The organism is Microbacterium sp. MMO-56, from assembly GCF_037146215.1.
In the GTDB taxonomy this organism is placed as follows: Bacteria; Actinomycetota; Actinomycetes; order Actinomycetales; family Microbacteriaceae; genus Microbacterium.
Map to the genome: position 1 here is coordinate 157,300 of NZ_JBBCVW010000002.1, position 25,523 is coordinate 182,822.

At 70.9% G+C, this 25,523-nt stretch carries 27 protein-coding genes and 1 tRNA gene; 12 read left to right on the plus strand and 16 right to left on the minus strand.

Features of this window, described 5'->3' with window-relative positions; translation table 11 throughout:
- Window positions 1-9 precede the first annotated feature (9 nt).
- Together WFI00_RS02440 and guaA are read left to right on the plus strand one after the other, a co-directional pair.
- Complete coding sequence (locus WFI00_RS02440) at window positions 10-486, plus strand: DUF3817 domain-containing protein (RefSeq protein ID WP_336630970.1); 477 nt, start codon at window positions 10-12, stop codon at window positions 484-486.
- Entirely contained in the window at window positions 483-2,066 is a 1,584-nt protein-coding gene (gene guaA, locus WFI00_RS02445) for a glutamine-hydrolyzing GMP synthase (RefSeq protein ID WP_336630971.1), read from the plus strand. The genes WFI00_RS02440 and guaA overlap by 4 nt, the downstream gene beginning before the upstream one ends.
- A gap of 81 nt (window positions 2,067-2,147) precedes the next feature.
- Here guaA and WFI00_RS02450 read toward each other — a convergent pair whose 3' ends face one another.
- A complete protein-coding gene (locus WFI00_RS02450) occupies window positions 2,148-2,867 on the minus strand; it encodes an MBL fold metallo-hydrolase (protein WP_336630972.1) in 720 nt (239 codons plus the stop codon).
- Window positions 2,868-2,947: 80 nt separating this feature from the next.
- Here WFI00_RS02450 and WFI00_RS02455 point away from each other — a divergent pair, with 80 nt between their 5' ends.
- On the plus strand, window positions 2,948-3,481 hold the full coding sequence (locus tag WFI00_RS02455; RefSeq protein ID WP_336630973.1) for a TetR/AcrR family transcriptional regulator: 534 nt from the start codon (window positions 2,948-2,950) through the stop codon (window positions 3,479-3,481).
- A gap of 265 nt (window positions 3,482-3,746) precedes the next feature.
- On the opposite strand, the gene WFI00_RS02460 is transcribed toward WFI00_RS02455, so the two are convergent.
- Window positions 3,747-4,664 (minus strand): Bax inhibitor-1/YccA family protein, encoded by a 918-nt coding sequence (locus tag WFI00_RS02460; RefSeq protein ID WP_336630974.1) that lies wholly within the window; start codon window positions 4,662-4,664, stop codon window positions 3,747-3,749.
- Window positions 4,665-4,804: 140 nt separating this feature from the next.
- On the opposite strand from WFI00_RS02460, the gene WFI00_RS02465 reads away from it, so the two are divergent.
- Genes WFI00_RS02465 through WFI00_RS02475 form a run of 3 tightly spaced genes read left to right on the plus strand, consistent with a single transcriptional unit; the run spans window position 4,805 to window position 7,926 of the window.
- On the plus strand, window positions 4,805-5,836 hold the full coding sequence (locus tag WFI00_RS02465; RefSeq protein ID WP_336630975.1) for a glycerophosphodiester phosphodiesterase family protein: 1,032 nt from the start codon (window positions 4,805-4,807) through the stop codon (window positions 5,834-5,836).
- A gap of 60 nt (window positions 5,837-5,896) precedes the next feature.
- The gene (locus tag WFI00_RS02470) at window positions 5,897-6,829 is read left to right on the plus strand and encodes an ABC transporter ATP-binding protein (RefSeq protein WP_336630976.1); all 933 of its coding nucleotides are present in this window, start codon (window positions 5,897-5,899) and stop codon (window positions 6,827-6,829) included.
- Complete coding sequence (locus tag WFI00_RS02475; RefSeq protein WP_336630977.1) at window positions 6,826-7,926, plus strand: ABC transporter permease; 1,101 nt, start codon at window positions 6,826-6,828, stop codon at window positions 7,924-7,926. The genes WFI00_RS02470 and WFI00_RS02475 overlap by 4 nt, the downstream gene beginning before the upstream one ends.
- 24 nt (window positions 7,927-7,950) lie before the next feature.
- On the opposite strand, the gene WFI00_RS02480 is transcribed toward WFI00_RS02475, so the two are convergent.
- From WFI00_RS02480 to WFI00_RS02515, 8 genes are all read right to left on the minus strand, one after another.
- Window positions 7,951-8,514, minus strand: coding sequence for an alpha/beta fold hydrolase (locus WFI00_RS02480; protein ID WP_336630978.1), 564 nt, complete (start codon window positions 8,512-8,514; stop codon window positions 7,951-7,953).
- A gap of 59 nt (window positions 8,515-8,573) precedes the next feature.
- Window positions 8,574-9,095 carry a GNAT family N-acetyltransferase gene (locus WFI00_RS02485; RefSeq protein WP_336630979.1) on the minus strand — a complete coding sequence of 174 codons (522 nt, stop codon included), beginning with the start codon at window positions 9,093-9,095 and terminating at the stop codon, window positions 8,574-8,576.
- Between the two features lie 3 nt (window positions 9,096-9,098).
- Window positions 9,099-9,899: an SDR family NAD(P)-dependent oxidoreductase gene (locus tag WFI00_RS02490; protein ID WP_336630980.1), complete on the minus strand. Its 801-nt coding sequence runs from the start codon at window positions 9,897-9,899 to the stop codon at window positions 9,099-9,101.
- 51 nt (window positions 9,900-9,950) lie between these two features.
- Entirely contained in the window at window positions 9,951-11,750 is a 1,800-nt protein-coding gene (locus tag WFI00_RS02495; RefSeq protein ID WP_336630981.1) for a glycoside hydrolase family 15 protein, read from the minus strand.
- Between the two features lie 46 nt (window positions 11,751-11,796).
- The gene (locus WFI00_RS02500) at window positions 11,797-12,687 is read right to left on the minus strand and encodes an SDR family oxidoreductase (protein ID WP_336630982.1); all 891 of its coding nucleotides are present in this window, start codon (window positions 12,685-12,687) and stop codon (window positions 11,797-11,799) included.
- A gap of 286 nt (window positions 12,688-12,973) precedes the next feature.
- On the minus strand, window positions 12,974-13,228 hold the full coding sequence (locus tag WFI00_RS02505; protein ID WP_336630983.1) for a hypothetical protein: 255 nt from the start codon (window positions 13,226-13,228) through the stop codon (window positions 12,974-12,976).
- Between the two features lie 970 nt (window positions 13,229-14,198).
- Window positions 14,199-14,369, minus strand: a complete 171-nt coding sequence (locus tag WFI00_RS02510) for a hypothetical protein (RefSeq protein ID WP_336630984.1) — start codon at window positions 14,367-14,369, stop codon at window positions 14,199-14,201.
- Window positions 14,370-14,781: 412 nt separating this feature from the next.
- Window positions 14,782-15,714: a hypothetical protein gene (locus WFI00_RS02515; protein ID WP_336630985.1), complete on the minus strand. Its 933-nt coding sequence runs from the start codon at window positions 15,712-15,714 to the stop codon at window positions 14,782-14,784.
- A gap of 510 nt (window positions 15,715-16,224) precedes the next feature.
- Between WFI00_RS02515 and WFI00_RS02520 the strand changes: the two genes are divergently transcribed.
- The 3 genes from WFI00_RS02520 (at window position 16,225) to WFI00_RS02530 (ending at window position 17,515) form a co-directional block, all read left to right on the plus strand.
- Window positions 16,225-16,401, plus strand: coding sequence for a hypothetical protein (locus WFI00_RS02520; RefSeq protein WP_336630986.1), 177 nt, complete (start codon window positions 16,225-16,227; stop codon window positions 16,399-16,401).
- Between the two features lie 137 nt (window positions 16,402-16,538).
- Entirely contained in the window at window positions 16,539-16,877 is a 339-nt protein-coding gene (locus WFI00_RS02525; protein WP_336630987.1) for a hypothetical protein, read from the plus strand.
- A 413-nt stretch (window positions 16,878-17,290) separates the two neighbouring features.
- Complete coding sequence (locus tag WFI00_RS02530; RefSeq protein ID WP_442928282.1) at window positions 17,291-17,515, plus strand: tyrosine-type recombinase/integrase; 225 nt, start codon at window positions 17,291-17,293, stop codon at window positions 17,513-17,515.
- Window positions 17,516-17,561: 46 nt separating this feature from the next.
- Here WFI00_RS02530 and WFI00_RS02535 read toward each other — a convergent pair.
- The 4 genes from WFI00_RS02535 to WFI00_RS02550 all read right to left on the minus strand — a co-directional run bounded on the left by WFI00_RS02535 (window position 17,562) and on the right by WFI00_RS02550 (window position 20,232).
- Window positions 17,562-17,637, minus strand: a tRNA-Met gene (locus tag WFI00_RS02535).
- A gap of 166 nt (window positions 17,638-17,803) precedes the next feature.
- Window positions 17,804-18,190: a YccF domain-containing protein gene (locus WFI00_RS02540; protein WP_336630989.1), complete on the minus strand. Its 387-nt coding sequence runs from the start codon at window positions 18,188-18,190 to the stop codon at window positions 17,804-17,806.
- Window positions 18,191-18,205: 15 nt separating this feature from the next.
- Window positions 18,206-18,580 carry a hypothetical protein gene (locus WFI00_RS02545; protein WP_336630990.1) on the minus strand — a complete coding sequence of 125 codons (375 nt, stop codon included), beginning with the start codon at window positions 18,578-18,580 and terminating at the stop codon, window positions 18,206-18,208.
- Complete coding sequence (locus tag WFI00_RS02550) at window positions 18,577-20,232, minus strand: PspC domain-containing protein (RefSeq protein WP_336630991.1); 1,656 nt, start codon at window positions 20,230-20,232, stop codon at window positions 18,577-18,579. Before WFI00_RS02550 ends, WFI00_RS02545 begins: the two co-directional genes overlap by 4 nt.
- 116 nt (window positions 20,233-20,348) lie before the next feature.
- On the opposite strand from WFI00_RS02550, the gene WFI00_RS02555 reads away from it, so the two are divergent.
- The 3 genes from WFI00_RS02555 to WFI00_RS02565 all read left to right on the plus strand — a co-directional run bounded on the left by WFI00_RS02555 (window position 20,349) and on the right by WFI00_RS02565 (window position 24,757).
- A complete protein-coding gene (locus WFI00_RS02555; protein ID WP_336630992.1) occupies window positions 20,349-21,611 on the plus strand; it encodes an ATP-binding protein in 1,263 nt (420 codons plus the stop codon).
- Window positions 21,604-22,263 (plus strand): response regulator transcription factor, encoded by a 660-nt coding sequence (locus WFI00_RS02560; RefSeq protein ID WP_336630993.1) that lies wholly within the window; start codon window positions 21,604-21,606, stop codon window positions 22,261-22,263. Before WFI00_RS02555 ends, WFI00_RS02560 begins: the two co-directional genes overlap by 8 nt.
- A 64-nt stretch (window positions 22,264-22,327) precedes the next feature.
- A complete protein-coding gene (locus WFI00_RS02565; protein ID WP_336630994.1) occupies window positions 22,328-24,757 on the plus strand; it encodes an ATP-dependent helicase in 2,430 nt (809 codons plus the stop codon).
- Here WFI00_RS02565 and WFI00_RS02570 read toward each other — a convergent pair.
- Window positions 24,747-25,112, minus strand: coding sequence for a hypothetical protein (locus WFI00_RS02570; RefSeq protein ID WP_336630995.1), 366 nt, complete (start codon window positions 25,110-25,112; stop codon window positions 24,747-24,749). The genes WFI00_RS02565 and WFI00_RS02570 overlap by 11 nt on opposite strands.
- 102 nt (window positions 25,113-25,214) lie before the next feature.
- The gene (locus WFI00_RS02575) at window positions 25,215-25,496 is read right to left on the minus strand and encodes a helix-turn-helix domain-containing protein (RefSeq protein ID WP_336630996.1); all 282 of its coding nucleotides are present in this window, start codon (window positions 25,494-25,496) and stop codon (window positions 25,215-25,217) included.
- Window positions 25,497-25,523: the final 27 nt, after the last annotated feature.

The window sequence follows — 25,523 nt, forward strand, 5'->3', positions numbered from 1 at the left end:
CTGGAGCCCATGCCCCAGCCCAAGCTCGCCACCTTCCCGGCGATCCGCGGAGCGCTGCGTTTCTACCAGATCGCGTCGGTGATCACGGGCGTCATGCTCCTGCTCCTGTGCGCCGAGATGCTGATCAAGTACGCCTTCGGGTACGAGCTGTTCCTCGGCGGCACGGGAGGGTTCCTCCACTTCGCGCCCGTCGTCGAGACGGCGACCGGTCACGAGTCGACCGGCGACGGGGTCAACCTGTCCCTCGGCATCCTCATCGCCCACGGCTGGTTCTACGTCGTCTACCTCTTCGCGTGCTTCCGCGTCTGGAGCCTCATGCGCTGGGGCTTCATCCGCTTCGTCACGCTCGCCCTCGGCGGCATCGTGCCGCTCCTGTCGTTCTTCATGGAGGCGCGCGTCGGCCGCGAGGTGAAGGCCTACCTCGCCCAGCGCGAGGCCGCCGAGGCATCCGTTTCCCCTCTCCCCGCCACGGAAGGCACCCGGTGACCACCCAGACCGAGACCGCCCAGCGTCCCGTCCTCGTCGTCGACTTCGGCGCGCAGTACGCCCAGCTGATCGCCCGCCGCGTCCGGGAGGCCGGCGTCTACAGCGAGATCGTCCCGCACACCGCGACCGCCGACGAGGTGGCCGCGAAGAACCCCGTCGCCCTCGTGCTGTCTGGCGGGCCCTCCTCGGTGTACGAGCCGGGCGCGCCGACCCTCGACCCGGGCATCCTGCAGCTCGGGGTGCCGACCCTCGGCATCTGCTACGGCTTCCAGGTGATGGCCCAGCAGCTCGGCGGCACGGTCGCGAACACCGGCCTGCGCGAGTACGGCGCGACGGATGCCACGCTCGCCGGCGACGGCGGCGTGCTGCTGGGCGGCCAGCCCGCCGAGCAGAACGTGTGGATGAGCCACGGCGACCAGGTCTCGCAGGCGCCCGAGGGCTTCGAGGTGCTCGCCTCGACCGCGGCGACGCCGGTCGCCGCCTTCGGCAGCGCCGAGAAGTGCTTCTACGGGGTGCAGTGGCATCCCGAGGTCAAGCACTCCGACTACGGCCAGGACGTGCTCGTGAACTTCCTGCACAAGGCGGCCGGCCTTCCCGCCGACTGGAACAGCGGCAACGTCATCGCCGAGCAGGTCGCCCGCATCCGCGAGCAGGTCGGGACGGGGCGGGTCCTCTCGGCCCTGTCCGGCGGCGTCGACTCCGCCGTCTCGACGGCGCTCGTCCACGAGGCCGTGGGCGACCAGCTCGTCGCGGTCTTCATCGACCACGGGCTCCTCCGCAAGGGCGAGCGCGAGCAGGTCGAGAACGACTACGTGGCATCCACCGGCGTCCGCCTCATCACGGTCGACGCGCGCGAGACGTTCCTGACCGCTCTGGCCGGGGTCAGCGACCCCGAGCAGAAGCGCAAGATCATCGGGCGGGAGTTCATCCGCGCGTTCGAAAAGGTCCAGCAGGACCTCCTCGCCGAGGCGGCGGCCGAGGGCGATCCGATCCGCTTCCTCGTGCAGGGCACGCTCTACCCCGACGTCGTCGAGTCCGGCGGCGGCACGGGGACGGCGAACATCAAGAGCCACCACAACGTGGGGGGTCTGCCGGAGGACCTGCAGTTCGAGCTCGTCGAGCCGCTGCGGACGCTCTTCAAGGACGAGGTGCGCGCGATCGGGCGCGACCTCGGCCTTCCCGAGGCGATCGTGGGGCGCCAGCCCTTTCCGGGCCCCGGCCTCGGCATCCGGATCGTGGGTGAGGTCACCGCTGACCGCCTCGAGATCCTGCGTGACGCCGACGCCATCGCCCGCGAGGAGCTGACGAAGGCCGGCCTCGACGGCGAGATCTGGCAGTGCCCCGTCGTGCTGCTGGCGGATGTGCGTTCGGTCGGCGTGCAGGGAGATGGCCGCACCTACGGGCATCCGATCGTGCTGCGTCCCGTCTCGTCGGAGGACGCCATGACGGCCGACTGGACGCGCCTGCCCTACGACGTGCTGTCGAAGATCTCCAACCGCATCACGAACGAGGTCCGCGAGGTCAACCGGGTCGTGCTCGACGTCACGTCGAAGCCCCCGGGGACCATCGAGTGGGAGTGAGCGCCGGCTGACGGCCGCGCCGAACTCCGCAGAAAGCGACGAACTCCGCATCCCTTCGCGAGGAAGGATGCGGAGTTCGCGTCATTCTGCGGAGTTCGCGGCCCGGACGGCGGCCGCTGCGGACGCGGGCGAGCCGTGCCAGGGCGTGCCGTGGCCGGGCAGCACCCAGGATGCCTCGAGTGCGGCGAGACGGTCGAGCGAGGCGAGGGCCTGCGCCGGGTCGTCGGTGAACGGGGCCGGCTGCGGGCCGCGACGGCCGGTCGTCACGTGTCGCGTGGTGAGGGCGTCGCCGACGAAGACGGCGTCGGCGAGGGCGGAGTGGACGGTGATGCTCCCGGGGGAGTGGCCGGGCATCCCGACGATGAGCGGTGCGCCGGGGAGGTCGAGCCGGTCCCCGTCCCGCACCTCGACGACCTCGTGTACGGGAGGGGTGCGCAGCGCGCCCTTCCGCAGTCCGTAGGCGAAGAACCCCAGCGTCGGTCCGGGGCGCAGGTGCGGCATCGCGACCTTCGGCGGCTTCTGGCCCCGGGCGCGGGCGGCGTCGGACTCGTGGACGTAGACGGGGACGCCGGCCTCCCGGCGCAGACGCTCGGCGAAGCCGATGTGGTCGCTGTCGCCGTGGGTGAGGATGAGACCGCGGACGTCGGAGAGGGGGCGGCCGAGCGCGGCGAGCTCGCGCATGAGATCGCGCCACTGCCCGGGCATCCCCGCGTCGACGACCGTGATCCCGTCGTCCGCAACGATCAGGTACGCGGCGACGATGTCGTTGCCGATGCGGTGCAGGTGCGGCGCGAGTCGCATGAGAGCCCTCCGGATGATTGACTGTGGCTATCGTACGTAGCCATGATGGCTTACGTCAATAGCCATGAAGGAGGGGTCACATGCCCGCACCGGATCGCACCTCGCTCGCCGAGATCGTCGCGGCGGCGCGGGACCTGCTCGAAGCGGCGGGTCCGGCCGGCGTCACGATGCAGGCCGTCGCGGCGCGCGTCGGCGTCCGCGCACCGTCCCTGTACAAGCGGGTGAAGGACCGCGAGGCGCTGCTCGTCCTCGTGGCCGAGGCGAACGCGGACGAACTGACCCGCGCGCTCGCCGCATCCGATCGTTCTCTCGCCGCGCTCGCGGAGGCCTACCGTCGCTTCGCGCACGCGCGACCCGAGGGGTTCCGTCAGCTGATCACGATCGACGCCGACCTCGCGGCGCTCGGGGAGGTGGCTCGACCGGTCCTTGACGCGATGGGCGAGCTCGTCGGGGAAGAGGACGCGCTGGATGCCGCGCGGCTGCTCGTCGCGTGGGCGACGGGCTTCCTCACGATGGAGCTCGGCGGCGCGTTCCGGCTCGGCGGCGACGTCGAGCGCGCCTTCGCGTACGGCGTCACCCGCATCCTCGACGGACTCGCCGCCCCGCGGGGCTGACGCCCACCCACCGCGGGGCTGGCGCACGCCGCTCCGCCTGGCTGACGCCCGCCCCACCGCCTCTCGACGGGACGCCCCCGGGCCACACCGCCTCCGCAGAATGTGACGAACTCCGCATCCGATCGGGGGGACGGATGCGGAGTTCGCGCCATACTGCGGAGTTCGTGAGCCGGACCGGGCGGCGCGGACCGGGCGGACGGGCGTGCCGGGGACGGCGAAGGCCCGCCCGGCGCGAGCCGGACGGGCCTTCAGTGACGCGGGTGCGTCAGTTGTTGCCGCGGAGGATCGCGATGAGGCGCAGGATCTCGACGTACAGCCAGACGACGGTGACCATGATGCCGAAGGCGCCGAGCCACGCGTACGCGCGGGGCGCGCCGTTGCGCACGCCCTGCTGGATCGAGTCGAAGTCGAGCACGAGTGAGTACGCGGCCATGATGACGACGAGCACGCCGATGATGACACCCAGGGGGATGCCCATGATCGAGTAGTGCGACAGCATGCCGAACGGGCCGCCGCTGCCGGCGGGGAAGGCGCCGAACATCATCATGACGACGTTGACGAGCGAGAAGACGAGGTAGCCGATCATCGCGATCATGAAGACCTTCGTCGCCTTCTTGGAGGCGCGCACCTTGCCGCTGGCGAACAGGGCGAGGGTCACACCGACGACCGAGAGGGTGGCGAGGGTGGCCTGGACGACGATGCCCGGCCACATGAACTCGAAGAACGCGGAGATGCCGCCGATGAACAGGCCCTGGAAGGCCGCGTAGGTGAGGATCAGGGCGGGGCGGATCTTCTTGCGCGAGGTGAAGGTGACGACCATCGCCAGGACGAAGCCGCCGAGCGCGCCGATGATCCAGGGGAGGATCGTCGGGGTCGGGTTGGCCGCGGTGACCGGCGACATGGTCCAGATCCAGCCGACGACGGCGGTGACCAGGAGCACGCCGAACAGGGCGACGGTCTTGACGACCGTGTCCTCGACGGTCATCCGGCCCGTCTCGACGGCGCCGGCGGAAGGAGCGGCGAACGCGCCCTCCATCTGCGCCTGCGCGGCGAGGTCGACGGACTGCGCGCTCGATGCGGCGAACTCGGTCTGGGCAGCCGGCGGGGTCAGCCCGGGCCGCCGTGCCGAGGAGTTGTCCTGGAACGCGGGGTTGCTGAATGCGGGATTGCTGCTCGAGGCCATGGTGGTCTCTCTCCAATGCGAACGGTGCCGCGGTGTCTGCCCGCGGGATTCCAGCGTATCGGACGCCCGCCGCACAGGGTGGGGCAGCGCCTGTGAGCAGGCCGAGAACGTGCAGCCCCGGCGGTCGCTAGCCTGGTCCCATGTCGCGTCGCCGTCCCCTCGTGATCGGTCATCGGGGCGCACCCGGCTACCTCCCCGAGCACACGCGCTCGTCGTACGAGCTCGCGCTCCGTCAGGGCGTGGACGCGGTGGAGCCGGACGTCGTGTTCACCGCCGACGGCGTTGCGGTCATCCGCCACGAGAACGAGATCGGCTCGACGACGGATGTCGCGACGCGCCCCGAGTTCGCCGCGCGCCGGACCACGAAGACGATCGACGGGGTCGAGCTCACGGGGTGGTTCACGGAGGACTTCACGTGGGCCGAGCTGGCCACGCTCCGGTGCCGCGAGCGGCTCCCGCGGCTCCGGCCGGGCAGCGCGGCCCACGACGACACCGAGCCGCCGATGCGGCTGCGCGAGCTGCTGGACCTCGTCCGCGACGCGGGGCGGACCCGGGGGCTCGACATCGGTGTCGTCCTGGAGATCAAGCACGCGACCTCGTTCGCCGCCATGGGCATCGACGTCGCGGGGACGGTCGCCGCCGAGCTGCGCGCCGCCGGCTGGGGCGACGGGGGGCTGCCCCTGTACGTCGAGTCGTTCGAGGAGACGGTGCTCGGCGAGCTGCGAGCCCTCGGCATCCGCGCCACCTACGTCTACCTGCTCGAGGCCGAGGGGCGCGCCTACGACCTCGTCGCGCGCGACGGCCGGACGGCCCCCACGTACGCGGACCAGCTCGGGCCGAGCGGGCTCGACCGGCTGGCGGCCTCGGTCGACGGCATCAGCCTCGACAAGAGCATCATCCTCGCCTCGGTGCGGCGGCCGGAGGAGCGCCGCGGGTGGTTCGGGCGGGGGAGTGAGGCCGCGCCCGTGGTCGCGCGGGCGCACGCGAGAGGGCTGCGGGTGTTCACCTGGACATGCCGCCCCGAGAACGCCTTCCTCTCGCCGGAGTTCCGCCGCGGCCGCGACAAGGGGGCCTTCGGGGACTACGAGGGGGAGTGGCGGGCGATCGCCGCCGCGGGCGTCGACGGCGTGTTCGTCGATCATCCCGACCTCGGGGTCGCGGTCTTCGGCTGAAGCCGCGCCTCGGGATGGGCGCCCTCGGGCGAACCCGGGGACGCCACGTAGGCTGGGGTCATGAGCTCCCCCGGCATCGTCGCCGATCGCGTGCGCCGCTCCTTCGGAAGCGTTCACGCCGTCCGCGACGTCACTCTGGAAGCGCGCGCAGGCGCGGTCACGGGTCTGGTGGGCCCCAACGGATCCGGCAAGACGACCCTGCTGCTGATGCTGGCTTCGCTGCTCGCCCCCGATTCCGGCACGCTGCGCATCGCGGGCATCGACCCCGTCGTCGACCCGGCGGCCGTCCGCGCGGCGGTCGGCTGGATGCCCGACACGCTCGGCGCCTGGCCGTCGCTGACGGCGCGCGAGACCCTCGTCATGACCGGTCGTCTGTACGGCATCGACCCGGACGACGCCCGCGCCCGCGCGGCGCGGCTGCTCGTCGAGGTGGGGCTGGAGGAGCTCGCCGATCGACCCGCCCGCGTCTTCTCGCGCGGCCAGAAGCAGCGCCTGGGGCTCGCGCGCGCCCTCGTGCACGACCCGCGCGTCCTGCTGCTGGACGAGCCCGCCTCCGGTCTCGACCCCCAGGCGCGCATCGAGCTGCGCACGCTCCTGCGACGCCTCGCCGCCGAGGGGCGCACCGTGCTCCTGTCCAGCCACGTCCTGTCGGAGCTCGAGGAGGTCGTCGACGACGCGGTGTTCCTCGTCGAGGGGACGACCGTGAGCTCGGAGCGGGTGGCCGCCGCGGCGACCCGCACCCGCACCTGGCGGATCCGCCTCGCCGACCGCGATGCGCGGGCGGCGGCGGCGCCGGTGGCGGAGACGCTCGGGCTCGACGCCGCACTCCTGCCGATCGACCGGAGGGACGTGCTGGTCGCCTTCGACTCGGACGCCTCGGCGGCATCCGCCCTGACCGCGCTCGTGAACGCCGGGCTGCCGGTCGCGGAGTTCGCCGCAGCGACGGGGCTGCTCGAACACACGTTCCTCGACCTGGAAGGGGGGCGCCCGTGAACGCCGTGCGCCTGTGGACGGTCGCCCGCCTCGAACTGCTCCAGCGCGTGCGGACCGCGTCCTGGTACGTGCTGCTGGGCGTGTTCGGACTCGTCCTGCTCGGGGTCACCATCCTCTCCTTCTTCGCCTACGGCGGGTGGGGGACGGGAGGCCCCGGCGTCTACTCCGTCGTCGTCTACGTGACGCTCCTGCTCGTCCTGCTCGTCTCGCCCACCCTGAGCGGGAACAGCATCAACGGCGACCGGGACGCGGCGACGCTCGCGCCCGTGCAGGTGACGCTCGCGACGACCGGCGAGATCCTGTTCGGGAAGTTCCTCGCGGCATGGATCACGGGTCTCGCCTTCGCCGTCGTCGCGGCGCCCTTCCTCGTCGTGGCGACCCTCGGAGGAGGAGTCGACCCGGCGACGGTGATCGTCTCGCTCGCCGTCCTGATCGTAGAGACCGGGGTCATCTCCGGCATCGGCGTGGCCCTGTCGGGCATCCTGGCGCGGCCGCTGTTCTCGGTCGCCGCGACGTACCTCGTCGTGGCCGCACTGACGGTGGGCAGCGTGGTCGGCTTCGGGCTGATCGGCTCCGCCGTCGCGAGCGAGGGCGTCAGCCACTCGCGATCGGCCGCGTACGATCCGGCCACCGGAGACCCGGTGTGCACCGACGGCGCGGGGCCGTGCTACGGCGACGTCGAGCGGATGGTGTGCGGAGAGTGGACCACGACCACGTACTCCGTTCCGCGGTACGACCGCGTGTGGTGGATGCTGCCGGTCAACCCCTTCGTCATCCTCGCCGACGCGCCGCCGACGCGGTTCGACGACCGCGGCAACCCGGATGACATGTTCGGCTGGCTGAAGTACGGCGTCCGCTCCGCGCAGATCGCGCCGCAGCTGGAGTCGAGCTGGGACGAGTGCGATCCGGCGCTGTACAAGAGCGACGGCAGGCAGTCCGACTACCGGACGCCCGAGCAGGTCATCGGTCAGACCGTGCCGAGCTGGTTCGTCGGGCTGGGCCTCCAGATCGTGCTGGCGGGACTGCTGCTGTGGTGGGCGTGGGCGCGCACCCGGACGCCCGCCCGCACCCTGCCGCCCGGGACGCGCATCGCCTGAGCGGCCTGAGCGGCCCGGCGCAGGTCAGTCCCAGTCGAGGTAGTCCTCGATGAACCAGGACGTCTCCCCGGGATGGGTGGCCGGGAACGCATGGCCGGCGCCCTCGACACGCTTCAGGCTCGCGAGGGCCGGCGCCGCGGCCTGGAGGCGCTCGCTCTCCTCGATCGGGGTGACGGCGTCGTCGGTGCCGTGGATGATCAGCACGGGGATGTCCGCGGCGAAGGGGAGGTCGGCCGGTTCGGGAGCGAGCAGAAGCACGCCGTCGACGCGGTCGTGGTGATCGAGCGAGATCGCCCGCGCGATCGTTCCGGCGGCACCGTGCCCGCCGATCCAGGCGTGGTCGATGCCCACCGCGTCCAAGAGCCCGACCAGTGCGGACGCGGCCGCGCGGGCGTCGGCGGACCCGGCGAATCCGGCGGTGCGCACGACGCGGAAGTCCTCCTCGACGAGGATGCTCGCCAGCGTGCCGAGCGACTCGACGCCCTGGTCCGACTCCGGCAGGAGGATGACGGCGGGTCCGGTGCCCTCGTCGATGTAGGCGATGGCCCGGCCATCGTGCTCGAAGGTCGGGAGGGGCGCGGTCGTCATGGCATCCAGTCTTCCAGGGGGCTCCGCGCCGCGCCAATCCGCGCGTCCGCGAGGCGGGCTCACACCGGGTGCTCGGAGCGTTCCGCCGTCGGCCCGTCGACCCCGGGGAGGTCCTTGCGCAGGAAGACCTGCGCCGTGCCGTCTCCCTGCGCCACCCGCTCGCTCTCGCGGTAGCCGAGGCGCTCGTACAGGTCGATGTTCTGCCGGCTCAGGGAACCGGTGAACAGCTCCGCCTGACGGCATCCGCGCGCCGCGCCGCGGGCCTCCAGCGCCTCGAGGAGGCGGGGTCCGACCCCCTCGCCCTGCTCGTCGGGCGCGATCGCGATCCGTCCGACCAGCAGCAGATCGCCGGAAGCGACGGCGCGCGCGGCGCCGACGATGCGCTCGCCGCGCACCGCGACGCAGCCCAGGTTGTCCCGCAGCTCGAAGGCCACCTCGTCCAGGGTCTGGGTGAGCGGCGCCATGTCCGGGTCGCCGTAGATCAGCGCCTCCGCGACGAACGCGGCTCGCTGGATCGTGAGCACCTGCCCCGCGTCGTCCGGCACGATCGGGCGGATCGTCACCTCGGTGTCGTCGGTCATGCGTCAGATCGTCGCGACGGAGCCGGAGTCGACGCGGTAGGTCGACCCGTTGACGAACGAGGCGCGGTCCGAGCACAGGAACGCGATGACAGCGGCCACCTCGGCGGGCTCCCCGCGACGACCGAGTTCCATGTACGGCCGTTCCTCCTCGAGGAACGACGCGATCGCCTCATCGACGCTCTCGCCGCGCTCCTCGGCGCGCTTGTCCATCATCGCGTCCGTCATCGGCGTGCGGATGAACGCGGGCGAGACGGCGTTGACGAGCAGTCCCTCCGCGGCGTAGCTGCGCGACAGGCCCTTCATCAGGGCGAGGATGCCGGCCTTCGCCGCGCAGTAGGGGAGCTCGTCGTCGTAGGGCTGCACGGCGTCCTCCGATGCGAGGAAGACGAGCCGCCCCCAGCCGCCGCTGCGGAGGTCCGCGAGGAACTCGCGCACGACCCGCACGGGGCCGAGCAGATCGGTCTCGATCGTCGAGGTCCATCCCTCGTCGTCGATCTCGTGGAAGAGCCCCTGCGCGCCGGTGATGCCGGCGGACTGGACGAGGATGTCGATCCCCCCGACGGCGGCGCGCACGCGCCGGCCGAGCTCCGCGACCGCGGCGACGTCGGTGATGTCCGCCGCGAACCGGTGGAGCCGGTCGGCCGGTGCCCCCAGCCGGTCGGCCGCCTCGGCGAGGGCCTCCTCGTCGCGATCGGTGAGGAAGACGGTCGCCCCCTCCTCGAGCAGGAGGCGCGCGGTCTCCCAGCCGATGCCCGAGTCTCCGCCGGTGATGAGGGCGGTGCGCCCCGAGAGTCCGAGATCCATGTGCTGTCCTTTCGTTGGACGTCGTGTGCCGACGAGTCGGATGGTCGGGGCTCACCGCCCCGCGAGGTCGCCCGCGGGCACGACGTCGACGATCGTCAGGGCCGCGCTGACGACGGCGAGGTGGCTGAGCGCCTGCGGGAGGTTCCCCCAGAACGCCCCGTCCTCCGCGATCATCTCGCTGTAGAGGCCCACGTCGTTGGCCTGTCCGATCAGCTCGTCGATCGCCGCGACCGCCTCGTCGTGCCGTCCGACGCAGGCGAGCGCGTTCGCGCGCCAGAACGCGGAGGCGACGAAGGTGTGCTCCTCGCCCGGCATACCGCTGTAGCGGTAGAGCAGCGCTCCGCGCCCGAGCTCCGCCGTCAGCGCATCGACCGTGCGCGACATCCGTTCGCCCCGGTCGAACCCGCTCTCGGCGTGCAGCAGCACGGAGCTGTCGAGCGCCCGAGACCCCGGGAACATCGTGTAGGCCCCGGCATCCTCCGACCAGCACTCGCGCTCGATCCACGCGGCGATGCGTTCGCGCTCGGCCGCCCACCGGTCGGCGGGGCTCGGGATCGCCCCGGCCTCGGCGAGGTGGACGGCGTCGCGGAGGGCCTGCCAGCAGCCCATCTTCGACGAGGTGTAGTGCTCGAGGGCCGGCAGCTCCCACATTCCCGAGTCGCGGCTGCGCCACAGGTCGCACACCCGATCGGCGAGGCGGGCGAGCAGGACGCCGGTCTCGACGTCCAGGACGTTCCCGGCGTCGACGTAGGTGCGGCAGATGGCGAAGATGTCGCCGTAGACGCCGAGCTGCAGCTGCCCGTGCGCGGGGTTCCCGGTGACGACGGGGCCGATCCCCGACCAGCCCGGGGCCTCGAACTCGTCGGCCCCCTCGACGAGGTCGCCGCGCAGCGTGTACATCACGTGCGGATCGCCGCCGTGCCGACGGATCGTCTTCAGCAGCCACGACAGGGCGGCGTGGGTCTCTTCGCGCAGCCCGAAGCGCACGAGCGCATGGGCGGTGTAGGCGAGGTCGCGCACCCAGGCGAAGCGATAGTCCCAGTTCTTGCCGCCGGCGGGGTTCTCGGGGAGCGAGGTCGTCGCGGCGGCGGCGATCGCGCCGGTGGGTGCGTAGACGAGGAGCTTCAGCGCGAGCGCGCTGCGCTGGACGGCGTCCGCCCACGGGCCGTCGTAGGAGAATTCGCGCGACCACGCGCGCCACCCCGCGATCGAGCGGTCGACGCTCGCGTCGAGGTGTTCGGGAGCGGGCAGATGCAGCGGCTCGTCGTCGGTCGCGACGACGGCGAGGAGGTGCCGCGACTCCGCCGTGGCGGTCACGACGCCGGTGACGGCGGGGAGCCCGGCGGCGTCCTCCGTCGCGCGGGCGCGGCCGAGGCCGTCGGTCAGGACGGCGAGGGTCGTCCGTCCCACGCGCAGCAGGTGGTGGCCGTCGGTGCGGACGATCCAGGGCGACGCCGTGTGCAGCCGGGTCCCGGGCCGGACGGCCCACCGCAGCCGGACCTCGCCGTCGACGCCCTCCACGCGACGCACGAGCTGTGCCCAGGGGAGGCGTCCCGCGACGCCGGTGACCAGGGCGTCGGTGACGCGCACCGAGCCGGATGCCGTCCGGAACGTCGTCTGGAGCACGTTCGTCCCCGCCAGGTAGCGACGCCGCACCGTGTACTCCGCGTCCGGTGCCAGCTCGATGCATCCGCCGTCGTCGTCGTCGAGCAGGCGGGCGAACACGGGCGTCGAGTCGAGCTGGGGCAACGGCAGCCAGTCGATCCCGCCGTCGCCGGCGACGAGCGCGACCGTGCGCCCGTCGCCGATCGCGGCGTACGTGCGCAGGTCGGGGCGGCCGACGACGGTCACCGGCTGCCTGCCCGCGGCATCCGGTGACCGATCGGCGCGGCGCGTCTCACGTGACGGGCATCCCGCCGGTGACCGCGATCGTCTCGCCCACGACATAGCTCGACTCCTGCGACGCGAGGAACACGTACGCCGGTGCGAGCTCGACGGGCTGGCCCGCGCGGCCGATCGGGGTCTGCTCGCCGAAGTGCTCGATCTTCTCGTTCGGGACGAACGCGGGCTGCAGCGGCGTCCAGATGGGGCCGGGTGCGACGCCGTTGACGCGGATGCCGCGCTCGATCAGCTGCTGCGCCGTGGCCCGCGTCCAGTTGGCGATGCCCGCCTTGGACACCGCGTACTCCGCCAGCGACGGCGAGGGGTCGAAGCCCTGGATGCTCGACGTCGTGATGATCGCGGAGCCCGGCTTCAGGTGCGCGGAGGCGGCCTTGGTGAGCCAGAACAGCGGATAGATGTTGACCTGGACGACGTGGTCGAGGGTCTTCGTCTCGAAGTCGTCGATGCTGTCGACGGTGGGCATCGTGCCCGCGTTGATGACGAGGATGTCGAGGCCGCCGAGCTCCGCGACGGCCTTCTCGACGACGTCGATGTTCGTCTGCTCGTCCTGCAGGTCGCCGGGGAGGAGCACGGCGGTGCGGCCCTCCGCGCGGATGAGTTCGGCGACCTCTTCGGCCTGCTCCTGCTCGACGGGAAGGTACGACAGGGCGACGTCGGCGCCTTCGCGGGCGTAGGCGATCGCGACGGCGCGTCCGATGCCGGAGTCGGCGCCGGTGACGAGGGCCTTGCGCCCCGGGAGGCGTCCGAACCCGATGTACGTCTTCTCGCCGTGATCGGGCGCCGGGTCCATCTCGTGGATGTCGCCGGGGCCCTTCTGCTGCTGAGGGGGGAACGGAGGCCGGGGGTACTGGGTGGTGGGGTCCTGTGCCGTGTACATGTCGGTCATGAGCGCCACGCTACGGATGTCGCGCGGATCGGGTGGCCCCCTTGCCGCCGCCCGGGTGGAGTGTTACCGCAGGGCGCGGCGGACGCGACGGCGGGAGTCGAAACTGCGGTTGCGCTGATCTCGGTGTTGCCGGAGAAGCGCGGAATCACGCGGGATGGTCCGTCGCGCCCTGGTAAATCAAGGAGCGTGAGCTGTGCTCGAGTCTCGTGTCGTTCGGTTCTGATCAGCGGAACCGGTCTGGATGCGCGCGGGCTGTGTCCACATGGTGTCCACGGGAGAGGAGCATCTAGTCGACGCCGTCGGACCACTCGATCAATTCAGGAACGTTTTGCTCGTAGCGCGGGATCTGGATTGGCGTCGCGCCGGGTGCGATCTGCTCAACAGTCGGAGGGTACGCCGACTTTGTGAGCATCGAGGCAAGGGTGTCAACGAACACGGCATCGGAGTCCAGGATCAGGATCGCGTGCTCCATTCCAGCACGCACCGCAGCAGGGGTCGTGCCACTGATCCTGTGAGTCTGAGGCACCGTGATCTCGGTCATGCACTGATCTCGGGGTGTCAGTTGCACTCGGCGCAGACGCCGGTGAGCGGCAGTTGCAGGCCGCATGTCGGACAAGACTGTGAAGCCCGTTGGTGAGCAGATCGCCTGGCTCCACCATCTCGCATCCGGTTCTCCGGGTGACTCAACCCCCAGAGTCCGTGCCGGCTGCTCTTCCAGCGCTCGACATCGCCAGCCGTCTCGAGTATCTCCTCTTCGCTGAGGAACCCGTTCGTGTATCCGGGTGCGATGTGCATTGCGCGGGGACTGTCGGTCCGCGTCGCCTTGATGTAGCCCGCTCTCGAGTAGTAGCCGTCGATGGGGAGCCTGCTCATGACTGTGCGTATGAGCTCTCGATTTTCGAGCGCGATGCTGTGCCCTTCAAAGGCGGCATCAAGCGAGGCGTACGGAGCTTGGCGCCCTGCCGCACTCACCGCTCTGCTCCACCCGTGGGGCCGACCGAGTCGCTTTGGACTGTCAAAAACCTCATAATCTCAACCTAGACGGGTCCGCCGACGCTCCCGAAAATTGCGGGCGGTAGACTTCCAGGATAGTGACGTACAAGGGGAAAGTGTGATCCGGCTGACCACCACCCGTTGTCACGGCAGATCCGCCACGCCGTCCGCTCCGCCATGGCCTCGCCCGCGGCACGGGCTTCGCCGAGCAGGAACCGGTAACCGAACTCCGGATCGTGGCGGTGCGCGTCGAACAACGTATTCGCGCGATACGCCGCGACGAGTTCAGCATCGGTTATGGGGGCAACCAACCACTGGTAGTTAGGCTGGCGAGCGAGCCCCCGCACCCGTCACGTCACCGCGACAGGAACCCCGTCGACGGCGAGCTCGGTCACGAGCTGGCCGAGCCTTTTCCCGGCAGGTTCGCCTGCGACAGATACGTCGCAGCACCTCGACCTCCTGCTCCAGGGGCCGGATCCGCTTCCGAGCCTCCCGCAGCTCCGCGCCCTGTGACCAGGTCACGCCCGGCTTCGCACCCTCCTCGACTGCGGCGCGCCGCCCCACTCCGTGAGGGTCATCGGGTGCACGCCGAAGTCGGTCGCGATCTGCTCAATGGTCGCTCCGGGTTCGCGACCACGCGCGACGCGCACGACGTCGTCACGGAACTCGCTCAGATAAGGCTTGGGCACAATGACATCCGTCCAGGGCGCCCTCCCGGGCAATCCACCTCAGATGTCACCTACCGGTGCGGCAGACCCGCAGAGCGTTGCGCTCGCATGGATTGAGCTCGTGCTCTCCAGCGCCGTACCGGCGGATCGTATCGACACCGACATCATCCCTGGCGAGCGGCGACCTCGGGCGCTCCGATGGGTGCCTCGATCCAGAGTCACCGCGCAGCGGCCCGCCCTCGTTCGATGATGCCGTTGAAATGTGCTGAGCGCGTTCGGATGTCTCGGTCGCGCCGCGAGTGCGAACGCCCCGTCGACAACGGTCGGATGCGTAGCGCGGTTGAGAACACGGCGAGTCTTGCACAGCCTGACTTCGACGGGCGCCTGCTCGTTCTGCCGCTTCGCGCCCGGTGGGTCATGGCCTGCAACCGTCCTAGCCCACGAACGTTGCGGAAGGCAACGTAACCGCTGGTCGAACGACGTATAGCGCCTTCAGGTCCGATCGAGTTGCGACCGTTCGCTGATACCACGCTGGTGGCCTTCCGGTAATTCTGGAGCGCTGCCAACTGACCAGCGATCCCACAAGCGCGCCTGCGACGACTGCGGCAGGAATCACCGCGAGCCCAGCCAGTGCCGATACCTTGCCGCTCGTTCCGACGAACTTCGGGTCCCACGCCCGCGCTACCGCCGTCGCTGTCGTCATGCCCGCAGTCATGCCGGTCGCCGTGAGATTCCTCGCGAACGCGGCTTGAGCTTCCTCCCGCACTGATGAGTCGATTACCTCTTCACAGATGGCCGCTCCGTTGGTATCGCGCGCCGTCGTCAACCAGCGTTGGAAGTTGCTCTCAGCTTGGCCCCCTCCCCACAGAGACTCGTAGACAGCCCGCACCTGCGATGCGGGAAAGTACTTCGGCAAGAGGTCGAGCGCCGCTGTTGTCTTCGTGAGTTGCTCGCGCCAATATCCTGCGATCGCGAGCCTGACGGGATCGAGCGGCGCTCGCTGCTCGCTCCTTCGGGCGTTGGCAGGCCAAGGGACCAACTCCGTCCAAGCATCACTTCGCAGTTCTGTGACCGCGATGGGGAGGGTCGCCGTCAGAAGCAGATTCGGAGAGCCAGACGAGTACTCGACCCCCGCGTTCTCTAGACGAAGGGTGTAGATCGCATCGAACTCCTCGGTCAGAAGCTCGTCCGGTACAGCGCGCGAAAGAAGTTGCCGAGCAAGGCCGACCACATCTGAAGGCTCGGAGACAGCCTCGGATAGCCATCCCGAGTCCAGGCTGAAGTAGGAGAGTGACAGCGCGGGTCGCGTCGGGTCGTCATTGGCGCGCAGTGCCACTGGAACCACCGTCACTCGAAGGGTAGGCATGGGAAGATCTTACCTTGTATCCGGCCCGTCACTCATAATCGAACTAGTTTTACTCATCTGAGTGAAACTATGGTACCTTCGCTACGTCGCCGACCTGCGGTGCACTTCTCACACGAACGGACGGACTGGAACATGTCGAGCCTCGAAATCACACCCATGCTTGATCTTCGACGGGTTGCGGAAACTGCAGTTGTCTGCGGTGTCCTCGGTGCGGCTGGCGCTGTACTGTGGCAGATCCCCGCGTTCAAGAAGTTCGCCACCTCGGTGGACGGGAAGAAGGTAGTTGTGGATGCCTTCAACTGTTTCGTAGACGGACAGGCGGGAGACTGGGGACGGATCTCGCCGGCGTAGTCGACATTGGCGACGTGGCGCGGGTTCCGCTTAGGAGTCGCGAGTGCCATTCGCGAACTCCAGGAGCTCGCATCGCTCGATGGTGACAGGCGCCGCGGCCACGCGACGGGATGTGTGTTGTGGTCGACGTTACCCAAGAAGGAAAGCAGGATCCTCAAGGTGGCTAACATCAGCACTAAGGCCTTTGGTGCCGACATGATCTTTCGCGTCCCGGACGATGCGGACACGAGCGGCTTCGCGTTGAACGGGTTCGGCAGCCGCGCCGCGCCGCAAGCTCAGCTCGACGCCCACCTTGAAGGTCTTGGCTACGACCCCGCCGAGACCTATCTCTGGTGATGTTGCCGGAGGACAGATGGTTCCCACTACCGGCCGCTTGGGTGTTTCGCGAGCCCAGGGTGATCACGCGTCGCGCGTACGACGACGCTTTGGATTGGTTCCCAGTCCCAGATCCGAGCGGCTACGCGGGGATCGGCATGGCGCTGATGGAGAAGCTCGACGGGGCGCGCGAGTTTTGGATGTGGACAGACGAGTCTGAGGACCGGACGGTGCGCATCATCCGACTCGGCCATCGACGAGACGTCGTGGAACTTCATAGCGTGAATGGTTGTGCCGTCATTGAGGACCCAACGCGCTTCGGGGACGAGCGCTTGGTGGCCGACGAGGAACGCGACGTGCTGGGCCATCCCACGATCAGCCCAGCCAGAACGCTTTCCTCTTGGGTCATGACAGAGAGCTGCGCGCGCATGTGGTTGAACCATCGGCGTGTGCACGATCGCTACGTTCTCGGCATGTGGGCGTGCGACGGCGGGTGAGGGACGCGAGCGGACGCGGCGCGGCTACCGCGTACGCCCCAACTTGCCGGTGCCGCCGGGCCCGCGCACGCGACCATCGTCTACGCAGCGGCATACACGGGACTCCGCGGGGGTGAGCTCTCCGCGCTCCGCGTCAGAGACCTCGATCTCGACCGGCGCCGACTCTCCGTCAACCAGAACGCCGTGCGGGTCGGTTCCGAGCTGGATGTCGGAACTCCGAAGACCCACGAGCTTCGCTCCGTTGGCTACCCCAACTTCCTCGCAGAGACGCTTGGCGCGCTCGCCGAAGGCAAGGAACCGGGCGCACTCCTGTTCGGTGAAGGCTACGAGTACATACAGCGGCCACGGTCTTCCGGCACGTTGCGTTGATGGTTCATGCGCGCGCTCGCCGATGCTGGCTGCCCCGGATAACGGTGCACGATCTGAGACACACTGCGGCGTCGCTCGCGATCGCGTCGGGAGCGAACGTGAAGGCGGTCCAGCGGATGCTCGGCCACGCTTCCGCAGCCATGACGGTGGACGTCTACGCAGACCTCTTCGATGACGATGTCGATGCCGTTTCGGCCGCGCTCGACCAGGCTCGTACGACCGCGATTGTGTCCAAACCGCGTCCAGTAGCGCATTCCGGCGCCGACTGAGTGGCCACGATCCCTTGCTATGACTGGGATCGCGGGCTCTCGAGAGTGGACGCGACGGCGGGAGTCGAACCCGCAACGCGACCGGGTATGAGCCGGTGCCCGGGACCACCCGGATCGCCGCGATGTCCGGAGCCGTGGGGCGATCCCGCCCCTCGGACATCCGGAACGCCTCCACGCTAACCCGGTCGACCCCGCGAAGCCAGGCCCGTGTCGCCCCGTGACCGCCCGTGACGCCCCGTGTCGCGCGGCCTCGCGCGGTCTCGCGGGTGCGCGGGGCGGGGCAGGGGGTCAGAAGGGGCTGTCGCGCGTGGAGACGATGTCCTTGCCGAGGGGCATGAGGGAGATCGGGATCAGCTTGAAGTCCGCGATCGCCATCGGGATGCCGATGATCGTGATGCACAGGGCGATCCCGCTCACCAGGTGTCCGAGCGCGAGCCACCAGCCGGCGAGGACGACCCAGACGACGTTGCCGAGGAACGAGCCGATGCCCGCGGTCGGCTTCGCCACGATCGTCCGCCCGAACGGCCAGATGACGTAGCCGGCGGTGCGGAACGACGCGATCGCCCACGGGATCGTGATGATCGGGATGCACAGCAGCACCCCCGCGAGGAGGTAGCCGAGGAACAGCCAGAATCCCGCGAAGACGATCCAGATGATGTTCAGCAGGGTGCGCACGGCACCCATTCTGTCTCAGTCGGTCGTGGAGGCGGTGGCGCGGCGGCGGGCCGCGCGGCGCTGCGCGCCTCGGAGCAGTCCCGCGACCCCCGTGACGAGCGCGAGCGCACCGAGGGTGAGCGGGATCACCGACAGCAGTCCGGTGGGCGTGAGCGTGGGCGCGGCGGCGACGAGCTCGTCGACGCCGCCCGGAGCGCCCGTGAGCCAAAATCCGAACGCCGCCACCGCGGCGAGCGCGAGGCCCCAGACGATGCCGGCCCAGCGCACGCGAGGCCCGGCCGGACCAGGGAGGTCGCCGGTCTCGGTGGTCGCGGATCCGACCGCCGGATCGGCGTCCGGCTCGGCGAGCGGCAGGAGTTCCGCGGTCGGTGCGTCGTCGTCGGTGCTCATCGGTCGCCCTCACTCGTCTGTGTGTCGTCTCGGGGAGCGTCGTCTCCGGGATCGTCGTCCCCGCGCTGGAAGACGACGGATCCGCCGTCCTGCTCGAGGAAGAGGCTCACGCGGGTGCGGGCGTCCTCGTCGCCGAGCGTCCCGGTGTATCGGGTGCGTCCGTCGGGGAGCGTCGTCGCGGTGAGTCCGGCGTCGTCGAGGCGGACGAACTCCTTGGCCCCCGGCCCGGTCCTCCAGTGCTCGACCAGCGCGCCCCGCGTCGTCAGGTCGATCTCGATCGCCACGCCCCGCGCGTAGGCGATCTGGGTGATGTTGCTCGAGCCGGGGATCGCGTTCCGCCTGTCCACGTGCAGGTCGCCGTCGTGCCCGGTGTCCTCGAGTGAGATCCAGAGGTCGCCCCAGGGCTGCACGAACGGATCGGCGGCCGATGCGCGCCCCTGCGGGTGGATGTTGGACAGGCTCTGAGAGCCCACGTGCAGGGCGGTCGCCGTCGGTACGGCGACCGCGATGGCACCGGCTCCGAGGGCGACGGCGGTGACGAAGGCGAGGAAGCCGCTGCGACGACGCAGGGTGCCTGCGACCGCCATCGCGACCGCCAGCACCAGCGCGACGACGAAGAGTCCGCGCGCGAGGGCGAGCGGCCCGTCCTGCTGCACGGCAGCCACCGTGCCCGCGACGAGCGCGACGCCGACCGCCGTCGCGACGAAGGCGAACGGCGTGCGCGGAGAGGTCGCCCGGCGCAGGCGCCGTCGTTCCTCGGCCGCCGCCGTGAAGGCCGCCGCCCGCTCCTGGCGCTCGCGGCGCGCCTGATCGCGCGCGGCGCGGTCGGCGTCCTGCTGTTCGCGCCGCCAGGCGTCCTCCTGCGCCCGCCACGAGGCGTGCTGCTCCCGCCAGGCGGCGTAGGCGGCGTCGTCGGACGCGGGCGGTGCGTCGCCGGGAGGCAGCGGGGCGGGGGGCGACTCCGAGGAGAGGGAGGGGGAGAGGGAGAGGGTGGACGCCGCGAAGCCGGCGGCATCCACCCCCTCCGCGTCCGCGTCCCGGCCCGGTCCCGAACCGGGCCCGACGGCGGACGGAGCCGGCTCCCCGGAGGCAGCGGAAGCCGTGCGCTGCGTGGACGGGGCCGCCGGGTCTACGGCGTACGCGGTGCGGCGAGCCGCGCGCACGATGACGAAGAGGAGCCCGGCGACCAGCACCGCACCGACGAGGGCGGCGACGGCTGACAGCGGCGACCAGCCGCCGAGGCCGGGCGCGGACATCCAGGACGGGATGCCGCCGACGAACAGGAGCGCGGGCATCACCGGGACGAGTCCGAACAGTGCGACCACGAGGATGCCGACCTGCGCCGTCTCGAACCGGCCGTGCAGGGCGTCGCGCAGCGGGATGCGACCGTCGAGGTCGGGGAGGAGCCCCCACGCGAACGCGTAGAGCAACGGCACGGGAAGACCGAACAGCCCGGCGACGACGAGGATGCCCCGCACGATGAGGGGATCGATGCGCAGCCTCGCGCCGATGCCGGCGGCCACCCCGCCGATCCAGCCGTCGCCCCGCACGAGCCCGAGCCCGGCCGTCCAGGCGAAGAAGCGATCGCTCGCGCGGCGGGACGGCGTCGGCGACGCGGAGGGGGGCGACGTCTCCTGGTGGGGCGTGGTCATGACTCGATCCTCGCCCGGCGACGCGCGCCTCGACCATGAGGGGAACCCCTGAGTGGCCCCTGATTCCCGGCACCGGGGGCGGTGCGGGAGCGGGTCCGGGTGGTTGGATGAGCGGCATGACACCCTCCGCCGCGACGCCCGCAGAACGGCTCTTGCACGCGGCCGTCCCCGGGAGGACGGCGCCCGTTGCGTGCCCCGTGCCGCCGCCGCGACCGGCGCTCGCCCGCCCGCGGGAGCGCCTGGTCGCGGGGGTGGCCGAGGGGCTCGCGCGACACCTCGGTGCGCCCGTCGTCGCCGTGCGCGCGCTGTTCGTGGTGCTCGCGTTCTTCGGCGGAGCGGGTGTCCTCCTGTACGCCTGGTGCTGGGCGTTCGCGCCGCGCGACGCCGGCGAGGCCCCGGTCAGTCGCGCCGCGCCGGTCGCATGGCTGCTGATCGCCGCCGCCGTGCTCGCCGGCCTGGGCGCTGCGGGCGCTGCGGTGCGCGCCTTCGGGTCGGTGGGGCCGGTGGGGCAGGCGGTTCCCCTCCTGCTCGCTCCGGCCATCGTGCTCGGCACCGCGGCGGCGACCGCCGCGGGCGTGTGGGCCGCCCTCGTCGATCGACGCGACCCCGCGCGCGGGCCTCGCCACGCGGGCATCGTCCGGATCGTCGCGGCGGTCGTCCTCCTCGCCGTCTTCGCGCTCGTGGTCGTGGCGGCGAGCGGGTCCGGCGTGGGGGTCGCGCTCCTCGCGCTCCTGCCCCTCGCGGGCCTCGCGGTGCTCGCCTCGTCGAACCTCGTCGAACGGTGGCGGGAGCTCTCCGGTGAGCGGATCCGGCGCATCCGCGAGGAGCAGCGCGCGGAGATGGCGGCGCACCTCCACGACTCCGTGCTCCAGACCCTCGCGCTCATCCAGAACCGGGGTGGGGCCTCGAGCGAGGTCGCCCGACTGGCGCGTGCGCAGGAGCGCGAGCTGCGCGCCTGGCTGTACGACGGCGATCAGCCGGCCGACAGCGACCTGCCCACGGATCTGCGCGACTACGCCGCCGCCCTCGAGCTCGACTTCCCGGTGCGCATCGACGTGGTGGCGGCGGGCGCGTCGACCGAGCGGGCCAGCGGTGAGGTGGCCGCCGCGGCGCGCGAGGCGATGCTCAACGCCGCGCGGCATGCCGGCGGCGAGGTCTCGGTGTACCTCGAGGGCCGCGCCGGCGGCGTGGACGTGTACGTCCGCGACCGCGGGGCGGGATTCGACCCCGACGCGGTCCCCGCCGACCGCCTGGGCATCCGGCAGTCGATCGTCGGCCGGATGCGGCGTGCCGGCGGCACGGCGACGGTGTCCTCGGGGCACGCCGGCACGGAGATCCATCTCCGCTACGACGGTGACGGGGGCGAGAGCCGTGGCTGAGGGCGTCCGCGTCGTCATCGTCGACGACCACTCGATCTTCCGATCGGGGCTGCGCAGCGACCTCGACGAGACCGTCCGCGTCGTCGGCGAGGCCTCCGACGTCCCGGGGGCCATCGCCGTCGTCGCCGAGACACGGCCCGACGTCGTACTCCTCGACGTGCACCTCCCCGGCGGAGCGGGACGCGAGGCGACCGGCGGCGAAGAGGTCATCCGCGCGTCGACCGCCGTGCCGACGCGATTCCTCGCGCTGAGCGTCTCGGACGCCGCCGAGGACGTCGTCCGGGTCATCCGTGCCGGAGCCCGGGGCTACATCACGAAGGGCTCCTCCGGCGTCGAAGTGAGCCGGGCCGTGCACGCCGTCGCCGACGGCGACGCCGTGTTCTCGCCGCGCCTGGCCGGATTCGTCCTGGACGCCTTCGGGGCGGTGTCGGGAGAGACCGCGGCCACGGGCGACGAGCTCGACCGTCTGTCGGCACGCGAACAGGAGGTCATGCGCCTCATCGCGCGCGGCTATGCCTACAAAGAGGTGGCGTCGACGCTGTTCATCTCGATCAAGACCGTCGAGACCCATGTCTCGGCGGTGCTGCGCAAGCTCCAGCTCTCCTCGCGCCACGAACTGACGGCGTGGGCGAGCGAGCGTCGCCTGCTCTGACGCGCCGGGACGGTGCGTCGCCGACGGGAGGCGTGTCGCCGGGGCGACCTAGACTTGACGCGTTATGAGCGACCCGATCGAACCCGTCATCGTCCGCCGTCCCGCGGAGCGGAGCGGAGCCGACGACGAGCTGCTGGCCGGACTCAACGAGCCGCAGCGTGAGGCGGTCACCTACCGGGGCCCCGCGCTCCTGATCGTCGCCGGTGCGGGGTCGGGCAAGACCAGCGTCCTCACGCGACGAATCGCCTCGCTGCTGCGCGGTCGTGAGGCGTGGCCCAGCCAGATCCTCGCCATCACCTTCACCAACAAGGCCGCCGGCGAGATGCGCGAGCGCGTGCAGGGTCTCATCGGAGACGTCGCCCAGGGCATGTGGATCTCGACCTTCCACTCCGCGTGCGTGCGGATCCTCCGGCGTGAGGCGGAGCAGTTCGGCTTCACCAAGAACTTCACCATCTACGACTCCGGCGACTCGCGCGCCCTCATCAAGAGACTCGTCAAGGAGCACGAGGCCGATGCCTTCGGACTCACGCCGGCGTCGGTGCAGGGTCGGATCTCCAAGCTCAAGAACGAGCTCGCGGATGCCGAGTCGTTCGCCCGCACCGCGAACCTGAGCGACCCGGCCGAGCGCGTCTTCGCGGAGCTGTTCGCCGACTACCAGCGTTCGCTGCAGCGGGCGAACGCGTTCGACTTCGACGATCTCATCGGCCAGACGGTCTACCTGTTCCGGGCGTTCCCGCACGTGGCGGACGTGTACCGCAAGAGGTTCCGGCACATCCTCGTCGACGAGTACCAGGACACCAACCACGCCCAGTACGCGCTCATCCACGAGCTCACGCGCCCGCCGGGCGCGGACGGGCACGCGCACGACAGCGGGATGATGATCTTCGACGCCCCGACCGAGGAGGCCGCCTCGCTCACCGTCGTCGGCGACTCGGACCAGTCGATCTACGCGTTCCGCGGCGCGGACATCCGCAATATCACCGAGTTCGAGCGCGACTACCCGGGGGCGAAGGTGGTCCTGCTCGAGCAGAACTACCGCTCGACGCAGACCATCCTCAGCGCGGCGAACGCCGTCATCAGCAACAACTTCGACCGCAAGGACAAGAAGCTGTGGACGGATGTCGGGGCCGGCGAACCGATCGTCGGCTACACGGGGTACTCGCAGCACGACGAGGCCCAGTTCGTGGCCGACGAGGTCGAGGCCCTGCGCCGCGCGGGCGTCCCGTACAGCGAGATGGCGGTGTTCTACCGCACGAACTCCCAGTCCCGTGCGCTGGAGGAGATCCTCATCCGCGCCGCCGTGCCGTACAAGATCATGGGCGGCACGAAGTTCTACGACCGCGCCGAGATCAAGGACGCCCTGGCCTACCTCGTCGCCGTCGCGAACCCCGCCGACGAGCTGAGCGTGCGCCGCATCCTGAACCGGCCCCGGCGGGGGATCGGAGACGTCACCGAGACGACGATCGCCCGGTACGCGCAGGAGGAGGGCATCACGTTCCGCGACGCGCTGGCCAACGCGTCGGCGCTGGGGGTGGGTCCCAAGCTCCAACAGGCCATCGCGCAGCTGGACGCCGTGCTGGCCGAGGCGTCCGCCATCCTTCTGCCCGCCTCGGGCGAGGTCGCACCGCCGACCGCGGTCACCGAGGGCCTCACCGTCCTGCTCAACAAGAGCGGGTACCTCGATGCGCTGCGCCGTTCGAAGGACCCTCAGGACGAGGCGCGCGTGGAGAACCTCGACGAACTGGTGGCGGTGACGCGGGAGTTCGCCCGCAACAACCCGGAGGGGACGGTCCTGGACTTCCTCACCGAGGTCGCCCTCGTCTCGGACGCGGACGATCTGGACGACGCGACCGGCACGGTCTCGCTCATGACGATGCACACCGCCAAGGGTCTCGAGTACGACGCGGTGTTCGTCACCGGCGTCGAGGAGGACCTGATCCCGCACCGGATCTCGGCGGGAGAGCCCGGCGGTCCGCAGGAGGAGCGACGCCTCTTCTACGTCGCGCTCACCCGGGCGCGCAAGAGACTGCACCTCTCGCTCGCCATGACCCGCGCCCAGTTCGGGGAGGTGTCGGCGGCGATGCCGAGCCGCTTCCTGCAGGAGATCCCGCACGACCTCATCGACTGGCGTCAATCGCCGGGGGACGTCAACTCCCGTGGCGGGATGCAGTCGCGCGCTCTGAACGCGCGGCGCCCGGGGGGAGGCTTCGGCGGCGCGGGAGGGTCGCGTTACGGCGACGACCTCGTCCCGCTGCCACGCCGGGAGAAGCCGGCGGGCGACCTCTCCAAGTTCGCCAACCGCATCCCCGCCAAGGTCCGGGACAACGGAGACCTCGAGATCGCGCCCGGTGATCGCATCCGCCACGACGACTTCGGCGAGGGCCGCGTCGACCTCGTGACCGGTGAGGGGGCCAAGCGCGTCGCCCACGTGCGGTTCGACGGCGCAGGCGCCAAGAAGCTCCTGATCAAGATCGCTCCGATCGTCAAGCTCTAGCGTCGCCCGCCGAGGGGACGAGGGCGTCGCGCAGCACCGGGTCCGCGGCGACCGCGCGCACGATCCGGCGCGCGCTCTCGAGCGTGACCTCCGCGTGGAGGCCTGCCCCGTCCTCGATCACCAGCCAGACCTCGGGGTCGGTGCGCCGCTGCAGGAGACCGACCTCGGCGATCGTGCGGTGGCCGCGCCCGGCGCGCGAGCGGGTGTGCACCGCGACGCCGAGCCCGGCACTGCGGTGGTCCTCGTCGTCGGGGTGCGAGGTCTCACCGTGCGCCGTCACGCACCACGGTCGGGTGCACGTCGCCGACCCCTTCCGATCCCGGTCCGGGTCGCTCCGCCCCTCGCTCACCGTCATGCCCTTCTCCCCGCTCATCGGACGTTCGACGCCGCGGCGATGAGCTCGCCGCGGGGGAGGCGGGCACGACCTCCGACTCCAGTGAACCGGGGGCGTCCGACATCACCGGCCCGGTGCGATGCCGGAGTCGGCGTCGGGCGGGGGCAGCAGGTCGGCGGGATCGATGCCGAGCACCTGCCCGAGGGCCACCAGCGTGCGCAGGCGCGGGTTGGCCGGCGTGCCGGGGTTCGACTCGCCCTTCTCGAGCTTGCGATAGGTGAACGTCGAGATGCCTGCGGCGTGGGCGACACGCTCCTGCGAGAGCCCGCGCGCGGAGCGCGCCCGCGCGAGGGCGTGGCCGAGGGCGGTCGCGTAGCGCCGCCACTCCTCTTCGGGATCGTGCATACCTCCAGCATGCCTACATGCCTCTCT